Source organism: Mesorhizobium sp. (genome assembly GCF_041661565.1).
In the GTDB taxonomy this organism is placed as follows: domain Bacteria; phylum Pseudomonadota; class Alphaproteobacteria; order Rhizobiales; family Rhizobiaceae; genus Mesorhizobium.
On sequence record NZ_JBAZUD010000160.1, the window covers coordinates 1 to 10,830 of the forward strand.

A 10,830-nucleotide genomic window follows, 5' to 3' on the forward strand; every position below is an offset into this window, starting at 1 on the left:
TCAAGCCGAAGGCGGAGCTCGGCCGTGCCGCCGCCATCAGCATGATGGTCGGCCGCGAACTGACCGACCTCTATCCCGAACGGCGCCACGCCACCGGCGCGCTGGTGCTCGAGGCGAGGGGGCTGTCGCGCGCCGGCGGCTTTTCCGGCATCGATCTCAAGCTCCACGCCGGAGAGGTGCTCGGGCTTGGCGGCCTGGTCGGCAGCGGGCGGTCCGAGATCGCGCGCGTGCTGTTCGGCATCGACCAGCCGGACGCCGGCGAAATCATGATCGACGGCAAAGCCCTGCGCTTTGCAACTGCGCGCGACGCCATGGATGCGCGCATTGCCTATGTCTCGGAAGACCGCATGGGCCAGAGCCTGGTGATGGATTTCTCGATCCTCGACAATGCGGTGCTGCCCGTCCTCGACAAGGCTGCGCCGGCCTGCTTTTACGGCACGGATCGCGCCATCGAGCTTGTCGCGGGCTGGCTGAAACGCATGAAGTTGCGCTTCTCCAGTTACGGTCAGCCGGTCAAGGAATTGTCCGGCGGCAACCAGCAAAAGGTGGTGCTGGCCAAATGGCTGCGCACCGAGCCGCGCGTCTTGATCCTCGACGAGCCGACGCAAGGCATTGATGTCGGCACCAAGGCGGAAGTGCACGCGATGATCGCCGACCTCGCCGCGCAAGGCATGGCTATCCTGCTGATTTCGTCCGAAATGCCCGAGCTGATCGGCATGTGCGACCGCATCGTCGTGCTGCGCGAAGGCCACCAGACGGCCGAATTCGCCAAGGGAGAAGCCACCCAGGAAAAAGTGCTGGAGGCGGCGACGAAGACCAGCGAGGGCGTCGATCCGGCGGCGCAGGCGGAGCGGGGCGCCTTCCAGGAGAGGAAAAAGGGACCATTCGATTTCCTGAAGCGGCGCGAGTTGGGGTTGCTCGCCGCGATGCTGGCGGTGGCCATTCCGGTCACCATCATAAACCCGCGCATGGTGAGCGCGCCAAACCTGACAGCCGTGTCGATGGATGCTGCCCTGCTCGTGGTCGCAGCACTCGCGCAGATGCTGGTGCTGATCACCCGCAACATTGACCTCTCGATCGCCGCGGTGATCGGCCTCTCAGCCTATATGGCTGCCAGTATGGTTCAGGCCTATCCGGGGCTCGACATAGCCGTGGGCCTTGCCACGGCATGCGCGGTCGGCGCCATTGCAGGCCTGATAAACGGCCTCGTCGTTACCAGGGGAAAGATCCCGGCCATCGTCGTCACGCTGGCGTCGATGTCGATCTTTCGCGGTTTCAACTCGATTTGGGCTTCTGGCGACCAGATCAGCGCCGACGAAGTCACGCAGGCCTGGCTGGACATGACAGGCCTGAAGATCGCCGGCGTGCCGCTGATCGTCGTCATCGCCATTCTCATCCTGTGCGCCGGATACGTGCTGCTCTATCGCACGGCCCTCGGGCGCGAGTTGTTCGCCACCGGCTCCAACCCGGACGGCGCGCGTCTGATCGGTATCCCCGTCGACCGGCGCATCCTGTTCGCCTTCGGCATGGCCGGGCTGCTCGGCGGCCTGTGTGGGGCGCTGTGGGCCTCCCGCTATGCCACCATCGATGCCCGCGTCGCGCTCGGCTTCGAGCTCACCGTGATCGCCTCTGCGGTTGTCGGCGGCGTCGCCATCCGTGGCGGCTCGGGCACGCTGCTCGGCATCATCCTCGGCGCGCTCACCCTTTTGGTCATCAAGAACGGGCTGACATTGGTGCGCGTGGATCCGCTGTGGCTGCAAGGCGTCTACGGCCTGGTGATCCTGGTCGCCATCGGCATCGACACCTTCATCGTGCGGCGCGCCGAGCAGGCAAGACAGGCGAGGGCGCGATGAAAAAGTTCCTGCGTTCGATCGACTTCTGGGATCTGCTGCTGGCGATCTCCTGCCTGGCCATATTCCTCTACGCGGCGATGTTCGTGCCGAATTTCGTCTCCGGCTTCAATCTTTCGCAACTGGCCGCGAGCGCCTCGGAAAAGGCGTTGCTGATCCTGCCGATGACGCTGCTCATCATCACCCGCGAGATCGACCTGTCGATCGCCTCTGTGCTCGCGCTGACGTCCGTGGTCTTTGGCCTGCTTGTCCAGGCCGGCGTGCCGACGCTGGCTGCAATCCCGCTGACGCTCATCGTTGGCGGCTTTCTCGGCGCCTTCAATGGCTACCTGGTTTCGGGCCTGGGTTTGCAGTCCCTGGTGGTGACGCTCGGCACAATGGCGCTCTATCGCGGCATCGGGTACATCCTGCTCGGTACAGGTTCTGTCAACATCCTGCCGCCTGCGGTCGTGGATTTCGGCATCAACAACCTGCCGGGCACGCAGATACCCTGGACCATCGTGCCGTTCCTGGTGCTGGCGCCGATCTTCGCAGTCGTCCTGCAAAAGACACCGACCGGCAAGCGCATCTATGCGCTCGGCGGCAGCCCCGAAGTGGCGCGCTATTCCGGCATCAACACGCGCCGCATGGTGTTGAACCTGTTCATCGTCTCGGGCGTCGTCGCGGCAATCGCCGGTATCGTTTATACCGCGCGCCTCTCCAATGCCCGCGCCAACAATGCGCTCGGCATGGAGCTTGATGTCATCACCATCGTGCTGCTCGGCGGCGTCAGCGTGTTTGGCGGCAAGGGCCGCCTCACCGGCGTCATGCTGGCCCTGGTTCTGATTGCCGTCATCCGCAATGTGCTGGCGCTCAACCAGATCGGCGGCGACGCGCAGGGCATGATCATCGGCCTGCTTCTGATCGGCTCGCTGCTGGTCGGCAATTACTGGCGCTCCGCACAGGAGAGGCTCTCAAGATCGCGCGCCATGCGCGAAACCAAGGGGTGATCTCGGGCCCCTTCATTCAAGCCCGAATTTTAAACGGAGGAGTCACAATGAAAGCGTTTAGATTAGCCCTGCTCGCATCCGCGGTTCTGCTCGCACCAACCTCGCTGGCTCTGAGCCAGGAATGCGCCAAGGAGCCGGTAACGGTCGGCTTCCTGCCCAAGCTCGACACCGACCCCTACTTCAAGGTGGCTTTTGGAGGCGCCCAGGAGGCGGCGAAGGAAATTGGCGGCACCGCTACCCAGGTCGCTCCGTCGCAGGCTACGGCTGAGGCGCAGATCGAATTCATCAACAGCCTCGTGTCGCAGAAGGTCGGGGTCATCGCAATTGCCGGTAACGACGCCAACGCGGTCGCGCCTGCGCTGAAGCGCGCCGTGCAGCAGGGCGTCCGAGTGATTTCGTATGACTCCGACGTGGCGGCCGACGCCCGTGCGGTATTCGTAAATCAGGTGAAGGGCGACAGCCTCGCCGAAATGATGCTGGAAAGCGCATTCAATCTCAGCGGCGGTGAAGGCGAATTCGCGATCCTGTCGTCGACACCCACGGCGACCAACCAGAATGCCTGGATCGACTTCATGAAGGCGAAGATGGCGGCTGAGCCGAAATTCTCCAAGATGAAACTGGTGCAGGTCGCTTACGGCGAAGAAAGCGAGCAGATCAACCAGCAACAGGCACTTGCGCTTGTGCAGGCGTTCCCGAATCTCAAGGTGATCATCGTTCCAGCAGGCATCGGCCTTCCTGCGGCCGCGCGTGCACTCGAGGAGGCGGGTATGATCGGCAAGGTCAAGCTGACCGGCCTGGCCCCTGCCACTTTGATCTCGAAATACATCAAGGACGGCGCCGCGCAGGATATCTGGTGGAATGTCACCGACCTTGGCTATCTCACCTATCAGACTGCCCAGGCGCTTGCGCAGTGCAAGATCACCGGCAAGGAAGGTGAGAAGTTCAAGGCAGGCCGGCTTGGCGAATACACGATTGGCGCCAGTGGCGAATTGATCCTTGGACCAGCCAAGATCGTGACGCCGGAAAACCTGGCCGAGTTCAAGTTCTAAGCCTCCCAAGGCCTGGCGGGAGCCGGTTCGAGCCGGCGCCCGCTTTCAATCTTCTGTCGAGAAGCGTGAGGCGACGATGAAACTCTTGCTGGCAGGCGAGACCTTCGCGGCGATGACTTCGGTCGCTGCCGGCGGCGACGTGTTGACGAGTGCTGCGTGGGTTAATGGCGCGACGGCCTTCAATGCCGCGCTGGCCACCGAGGACATCGCCGTCACGCAGATCGGTGGCGAGCGCTGTTCGGCGGAATTTCCCTACGACCTCGATGCGCTCGCCCAATATCAAGCGGTGGTGATCTCCGATGTGGGCGCTCTGACCTTGCTGGTCACCCCTGATGCCCGCGCCGGGCGTGTCGGCGTCAATCGCCTCGAGGTGCTGAAGGCCTATGTCGAAGGTGGCGGCGGGCTGATGCTGGCGGGCGGCTATATGGGCTTTCAGGGCATGTTCGGGACAGCACGGTTCCACGACACTCCGGTCGAAGACGTGTTGCCCGTGCGCTGTTTGCCGGTTTCCGATGGCATGGAGGTGCCACAGGGCCTGCAGACCTCCATCCTCGAGTCCACCCATCCGATCTTCGCGGGCGTGGAGGGGCCTTTGCCGCTGATCCTCGGCATGAACAAGCTGGATTTCAGGCCCGACGGTTCATCCCGGCTGCTTGCAACCTGCCATCATCGAGGAACGGACTGGCCGCTGCTCGCCGTTCGCAACCATGGTCGAGGCCGGACAGTCGCCTGGGCGACCGATATCGGCCCACATTGGCTCTCGCAGGATTTTCTCGGATCGCCGCTCTACGGCAAGTTGATGGTGAACATGGTCCGCTGGCTCGCCGGCATCCAATAACCGTAGAAGCGGCGAGCCCCCTGGTCTCTAACCCTGCGGCGCTCTTTCCGGGGCGGCGGACATCGCGGTTTGTGCCTGCGGCAAAGCGGCATTTGCGCTGGTTGCCGGCCTGTGATCCATGGCAAGACGGTGACGCCGCCGGGGTAGCCGCCCTTGCAGTTGGAGCACGAAATGACCTTGTTCACACGCCGTGGACTTCTGAAAACCGCCGCGATTGCCGGTGCGGGCGGGGTCGGCCTGTCCGCCATGATGGGCCGGCTCGGCGGCTGGGCCGCCAGCGCTGAACCGGTCGTGCTGCAGACGGCAAGGATCCAGGCAACGTTGATGGATGTCGGCCAGACCAAGGATGTGCTGACCTATGGAAGTGCCGGAATGCCGCCGGTGCTCAGGATGAAAAAGGGCGAGCCCTTCGCGGCGCGCCTTGTCAACGGCATCGACGATCCGACTACGATTCACTGGCACGGTGTCCGCGTTCCAAACAAGATGGACGGGGTTCCGTTCCTGGTCCAGCCTTACGTCTACCAGGGCGATCACTTCGATTATGCGTTCACGCCGCCAGACGCCGGCACCTTCTGGTACCATCCGCACTGCAACACGCTGGCCCAGATGGGCCACGGCCTGACCGGCGTGATCGTGGTCGAGAACCCGGCTGATCCGAAATTCGATGCCGAAATCGTCCTCAACCTGCGCGACTGGCGCCTCGGCGACGACGGCCAGTTTATCGACCAGTTCCGGCCGCGCGACGCGGCCAGGACCGGCACCTATGGCACGGTGCGCACCGCCAATTGGCTCGACCAGCCGCGTTATGACGCACCGGCCGGAGGGCTGGCGCGGCTGCGCGTCGCCATCACCGATGTCACGCGCATCTATGCGTTTCGCGTCGACGGGGCCGACGCCACTGTCATCGCGCTCGACGGCAATCCGGTGCCGGAGCGCTTTGCACCCGATGCCCTGCTGCTCGGACCGGGCCAGCGCCTGGAACTCGCCATCCGCATGCCCGACGAAGAGGGCGCTGTCGTGAGCCTGCGCGACGTCAGGGGCACCAAGCCCAAGGTCCTGGCCACCCTGCGCGCGACTGGGACTTCACTCAAGCGTGACATTCGCGATGTCGCGCCGCTGGAGGTCAATCCGGTGCCGGAAGTCGACCTCTCCACCGCCGCGCATATTTCGCTTGCGCTCAGCGCCACCGCAGAAAACATGCCGACCGACGGCATCTGCGGATCACTCGGCTACAGCTTCTGGGCCATCAACAAGGTGCCGTGGTCGGGCGACACGCCGGACCCGACCGCGCCGCTGGCCGAAATGAAGCTCGGCAAGAGCTATGTCATCGACATGGAAAACCTCACGCCGCAGTCGCATCCGATGCATCTGCACGGCATGAGCTTCAAGGTCCTGTCATCCTCGACCCGCCAGGTGCAGCCGCTGATTTCCGACACCTATCTCCTCCAGCCCAATGAGAAGGTGAGCCTCGGTCTGGTCGCCGACAATCCGGGCGACTGGCTGCTGCATTGCCACATCATCGAGCACCAGAAATCGGGAATGACGAGCTACGTCAGGGTGGTCTGACGCCGATTCGCGGAGGAGGCGGCCTCCGTTGCGCTACTTGCGCAGCTGCGCCTCGATCTCGTCCAGCACCTTGTCCTTGCCGATGCCGGTGAGGAAGGCGAGCCCCTTGATGACCGGCTTGGTCACCGAAGCCGAGATCGGCGTCGTGGCGACGATGAAGTCGACGCTGTCGGCCAGTCCCGGCACTTCGGTGGCCTTTGCCTGCTGAGCATTGAAGGTGAGCCCTCGCTTCTTCATCGCCTCGGTCACGGCGACATTGACCGCGGTCGAGGTTGCGATGCCTGTACCGCAGGCAAAGAGGATCGTTTTCTGTCTGGCCATCACTGCTCCTCCTGTTTCAGCCGAGCACGGCGCGCACGTCGTCGAGTGTCCTGGCCGATCTCAGTCCATCCAGGGCTTGCGGATCCTGGATGGTGGCCATGACGGACTGCAACGCTTCAATCTGCTTGTCCTTGTCGTTGATGGCAAGCAGGAAGACAAAGCCCACCGGCAGCATCTCGTCGGGATCTTCCATGTTGGCGAAAGTCACCGGCCGCTTCAATGTGCCGAGCGCGATGCCGGGCTTCAGCACATGCTCCGGATCGGTGTGGGGCACGGCGACGTTGTCGGCGCGCTCCAGTGGCAGTCCGGTCGGGATGGTCGCTTCGCGCCGCACCACCGCGTCGGCGTAGGAACTCTTGACATAGCCAAGCGCCTCCAGCCGGCCGGCCAGGATGCGGATGATCTCCTCATTGGTCGAGGCATCGGATGCGAGCACGATCGCTTCGGGGTCGAGAAGCTGCATGAGGCCGTTCGACATGTCTTGCTCCGTCATGGATCGTGCGCCCGGGGAGGGCGCACGATCGTTTCGATTGAAGGCGTCGAGGTCAGGCCGTGCCGTCGACCGGCTCGTCTTCCGCGCCGGCGGCCCGCTCCCAGCCGAGCGGATTGCGGCGGTAGAGCACGAACAGCACGGCGATGACCACCGCCATCAGGACGATGCCGAAAAGGCCAAGTCCCATGGCCTCGATGATCACATAGGGCACCCACAGAAAGCCGTCGACCACCGAGGTGATCTGCAGCGCATCGGCCGGCAGCTTGAAGCCCGACGAGACGGCGGCACTTGTAAACAGCGGCGCCAGCGCGTTGGCGACGTAGAAGCCGATGGCCAAGGTCACCGTGCCGATCACCACCATGCGGAACACGTTGCCTTTGACCAGCGGCGCGGTCATGGCGACGATGAAGGGGATAACCGCAAGGTCGGCGAACAGGATGACGCGGTTGCCTGGCAGGATGATGGACAGGATGATCGCGATCGGCACCAGGATCAGGGACGAAGAGATCGCCGCCGGATGGCCGATCAGGATCGCCGAATCGAGCCCGACGAGAAGCTCGCGGTCACCCGTGCGCTTGCGCACGAATTCCTGTGCGGCGTCGGAAACCGGGATCAGCCCCTCCATCAGGATCTTGACCATGCGCGGCAGCAGCAGCATGACCGCGGCCAGCGTCATGCCGGTGCCCAGGACCTTGGACAGCACCACGCTGAGGTCGCCCGCATTGTAGAAGGCGATCGCGCCGAGGACGAGGCCGATGATGAGGCCCATCACGACAGGTTCGCCGAACACCCCGAACCGGCGCTCGATGGTCTCGGTGTTGATGTTGATGCGGTTGATGCCGGGGATGCGGTCCATGATCCAGTTCAGGATGATGGCGATCGGCAGGATTTGCGCGGAGGCGAGATGTGGCACCGAAATGCCGGGCACGCCATAGAATTGCTGCACCGCGCGCGCCGACCAGTCGGCGAACAGCAGCGAGAGCGCGGCGACAAGTGCGGCAACGATGATGCCGTAGGCCAGATTGTCCGTCGCGGCGACGACGAGCGAGCCGACAAAGGCGAAGTGCCAGAAGTTCCAGACGTCGACATTGAGCGTGCGCGTCATTCGGGTCAGCAGCAGCACGATGTTGACCAGGATGCCGACCGGGATGACCCACAGGCCGACCGAAGAGCCGAATGCGATCGCGGCGGCCGATGGCCAACCCACGTCGATGATGTCGCGATGGATTCCGGTGTTGGTGACGATGGCCTTGGCAACGTCGCCAATGGACGTGAACATGAGGCCGAGCACCAGATTGATGCCGATGAAGGCGACGCCGATGGTGACGGCGGCGCGAAAGGCCTTGCTGACCTTGGCGCCCAGAACCACGGCGATGATGAAAATGACGATCGGCAGCAGGATCGTCGGCCCAAGCGTATCGATGGCCCCTTTGAGGCCCGCGAGAATAGTATCCATTTTTCCTTCCCCAAGGATCACCGAGCCAGGCCGGCGCCCCTATTGATGCTCCATCCGACATCTCCCGCACCACCGTGGCGTGAAAGACGTTTCCCCCCAATTCTGCCGCGAGGCAACGCTTCCCGATCGACCTGACCGAGGTGAACATTTGCCTTCATCGCCAAACGAATGTTTTATTGTGGCTGTTCACGACAATGTCAATTGGCAACCCTTTGAGCCAATGGCGCACAGCGAACGGCGCTCTCCCGGCCGACGGGAAATTGCGGCTATCGTCCTGCCATTGCTCTGAAAATTGCCCGCGCGGCTTGAAAATGGGCTCGCCGCGCTTGTGGCCGCCGTGAGTCAAGGAGTTGTGGATATCCTGGCGGCAGCAGCGCGGGAACAGGCCCATGCCGGGCGAGGGCGCGCCGTTCTGTTCTTTGCGCCGACTGAAGCCGCTCGGCGCGCCGGCTCTATTTTCCCAGTTCGATAGACCGCAGGCGCGCTGCCTCGACCGCTTCGGTGAGCAGGTTGGTCAGCCGGTCCTCGCCCATCAGCACGGCAAGGGCGGCAGCGGTCGTCCCGTTGGGGCTGGTCACTTGCTGGCGCAGCACGCCGGGTTCCTCGTCGCTTTCAATGGCGAGCGAGGCGGCGCCATAGACGGTTTGCTTGGCCAGCAGCCTGGCGGTTGCGGCCGGCAGGCCCGCCTTCTCGGCGGCGACGGTCAACGCTTCGATGAAATGGAAGATGTAGGCCGGTCCCGAGCCGGAGACGGCGGTCACCGCATCCATCAGGCCCTCGTCCTCGATGGTGGTCACTTCGCCACTCGCTGACAGCAGGTCGGCGACGAAACTCTTGGTATCGTCGGAAACGAGCCGGTTGGAGAACACAACCATCATGCCCTTGCCGATGGCGGCGGGCGTGTTGGGCATGCACCGCACGATCGGCGCCCGGTTGCCCAGAATTGCCTCGAAGGTGGCCGCCGGGGTGCCGGCGGCGACACTGACGAAAGTGGTCCGGCCATCGCCGAAGCGTTTGTAGGCCGCCGTGACGTCACGGATCACCTGGGGTTTCACCGCGATGACGACGAGCTCGGGCACGGCATCAGTGGGAATCTCGCCGGCATCCGCGGCCGTGCCGCAGCCGAGCGCCGCCGCGCGCTGGCGCAGTTCGGCATTGGGCTCCACCACGAAGACCGCCGAGGGCGCGAGCTTGCCGGATTTCAGCCAACCCGCGAGCATGGCGTAACCCATATTGCCGCAGCCGGCGAGAACAAGCCTGATCGTCATGGAGCCCTCCGAAGGAAGGCTTTCACATAGACGCTCGCGCCTCGGCGGGGAAGCCCTGTCAAGATGGACGCGAAGCCCGCGCGTCGCGATCGGGCTCGCGCACCGCGATCGGCCGCAGCGATACCTGCCTGAGGCCGAGCACCCCGAGTACGAAGAACAGCCACACCGGATCGCCGCGATGGAAGAAGAAGCTTTCGAGGAAGGCGTTGAGCGCCGTGAACAGCACGACCATCATGAAAAAATCGCCGAGATAGATGTTTTCCTTGCGCAACGGAATGCGCATGTAGTCGCGCAGAGGCGCCATCAGGAACGTGTGGACCGCCACGCAAAGTGCCGGAATGCCCATCAGCACGGCGATGTCGAGGTAGCCGTCATGGCCGTGCACGATGGTCCTGATGTCCCACGGACGGTCGAAGGGCTGGTCCTGGTTGAGCAGCAGCGGCGTTCCCCAGAAGCTCTCATAGCCGTAGCCGGTCCATGGCTTCTTCGCCAGCATGGAGCCGGCGAACTCCCACAGCGTCGTGCGCCCGGTGTAGGTCATGTCGGGAAAATAGATCGCCGCCAGATGTTTCACCGGCGGCAGGAAGACGATGCCCAGCGTGCCGACCGCCGTGGCGATTATCGCCGCCGCGAACAGGATCGGCGTGCCGAGCCGCATGCCCATCAGACTGGGCAGCACGACGATCAGGATCGAGAACGGCACCAGGCCGGCGGTCGTCTTGGAGCCGGTGTGCAGCATGAAAACCATCGCCGCGCAGAAAATGCCCGCGCCCCACCAGCGTTGCCCGCGCCGGTACAGGTACAGGCCCGCGAAGCTGAAACAGGCCATGATCGGGCCGGCGATATTCTTGTGGGTGAACACGCCACGCCACAGGCCGGCATGCTCGGGCTCCTGCGAATCGGCGGTGTGCATCGCCTCGTGCGGAAAGACGATGAGGCCGGCATAGGAAAGACCCATCACCACGACGGCGGTGAAGATGACGACTTTGGCGAAGGCGTC

10 protein-coding genes are annotated in these 10,830 nt (G+C 63.8%); 5 read left to right on the top strand and 5 right to left on the bottom strand.

Annotation, left to right across the window (positions count from 1 at the left end; genetic code table 11):
- The 5 genes from WC739_RS21860 to WC739_RS21880 form a co-directional block, all read left to right on the top strand.
- On the top strand, positions 1–1,853 hold a 1,853-nt coding region (locus WC739_RS21860; RefSeq protein WP_372955081.1), incomplete at its 5' end, for an ATP-binding cassette domain-containing protein.
- Entirely contained in the window at positions 1,850–2,839 is a 990-nt protein-coding gene (locus WC739_RS21865) for an ABC transporter permease (protein ID WP_372955082.1), read from the top strand. The genes WC739_RS21860 and WC739_RS21865, both read left to right, overlap by 4 nt.
- Positions 2,836–3,888, top strand: coding sequence for a rhamnose ABC transporter substrate-binding protein (locus WC739_RS21870; protein WP_372955083.1), 1,053 nt, complete (start codon positions 2,836–2,838; stop codon positions 3,886–3,888). The genes WC739_RS21865 and WC739_RS21870 overlap by 4 nt, the downstream gene beginning before the upstream one ends.
- A gap of 76 nt (positions 3,889–3,964) precedes the next feature.
- Positions 3,965–4,726: a glutamine amidotransferase gene (locus WC739_RS21875; protein WP_372955084.1), complete on the top strand. Its 762-nt coding sequence runs from the start codon at positions 3,965–3,967 to the stop codon at positions 4,724–4,726.
- 171 nt (positions 4,727–4,897) lie between these two features.
- Positions 4,898–6,292, top strand: a complete 1,395-nt coding sequence (locus WC739_RS21880) for a multicopper oxidase family protein (RefSeq protein WP_372955085.1) — start codon at positions 4,898–4,900, stop codon at positions 6,290–6,292.
- A 33-nt stretch (positions 6,293–6,325) separates the two neighbouring features.
- On the opposite strand, the gene WC739_RS21885 is transcribed toward WC739_RS21880, so the two are convergent.
- The 5 genes from WC739_RS21885 to WC739_RS21905 form a co-directional block, all read right to left on the bottom strand.
- Complete coding sequence (locus WC739_RS21885) at positions 6,326–6,613, bottom strand: PTS sugar transporter subunit IIB (protein WP_372955086.1); 288 nt, start codon at positions 6,611–6,613, stop codon at positions 6,326–6,328.
- A gap of 16 nt (positions 6,614–6,629) precedes the next feature.
- A complete protein-coding gene (locus WC739_RS21890; RefSeq protein WP_372955087.1) occupies positions 6,630–7,091 on the bottom strand; it encodes a PTS sugar transporter subunit IIA in 462 nt (153 codons plus the stop codon).
- A gap of 67 nt (positions 7,092–7,158) precedes the next feature.
- Positions 7,159–8,562 (bottom strand): PTS galactitol transporter subunit IIC, encoded by a 1,404-nt coding sequence (locus tag WC739_RS21895; protein WP_372955088.1) that lies wholly within the window; start codon positions 8,560–8,562, stop codon positions 7,159–7,161.
- Positions 8,563–9,014: 452 nt separating this feature from the next.
- A complete protein-coding gene (proC, locus tag WC739_RS21900) occupies positions 9,015–9,830 on the bottom strand; it encodes a pyrroline-5-carboxylate reductase (RefSeq protein WP_372955089.1) in 816 nt (271 codons plus the stop codon).
- Between the two features lie 58 nt (positions 9,831–9,888).
- Positions 9,889–10,830, bottom strand: a 942-nt coding sequence (locus WC739_RS21905; RefSeq protein WP_372955090.1) for an O-antigen ligase family protein, incomplete at its 5' end; no start/stop codon positions are given.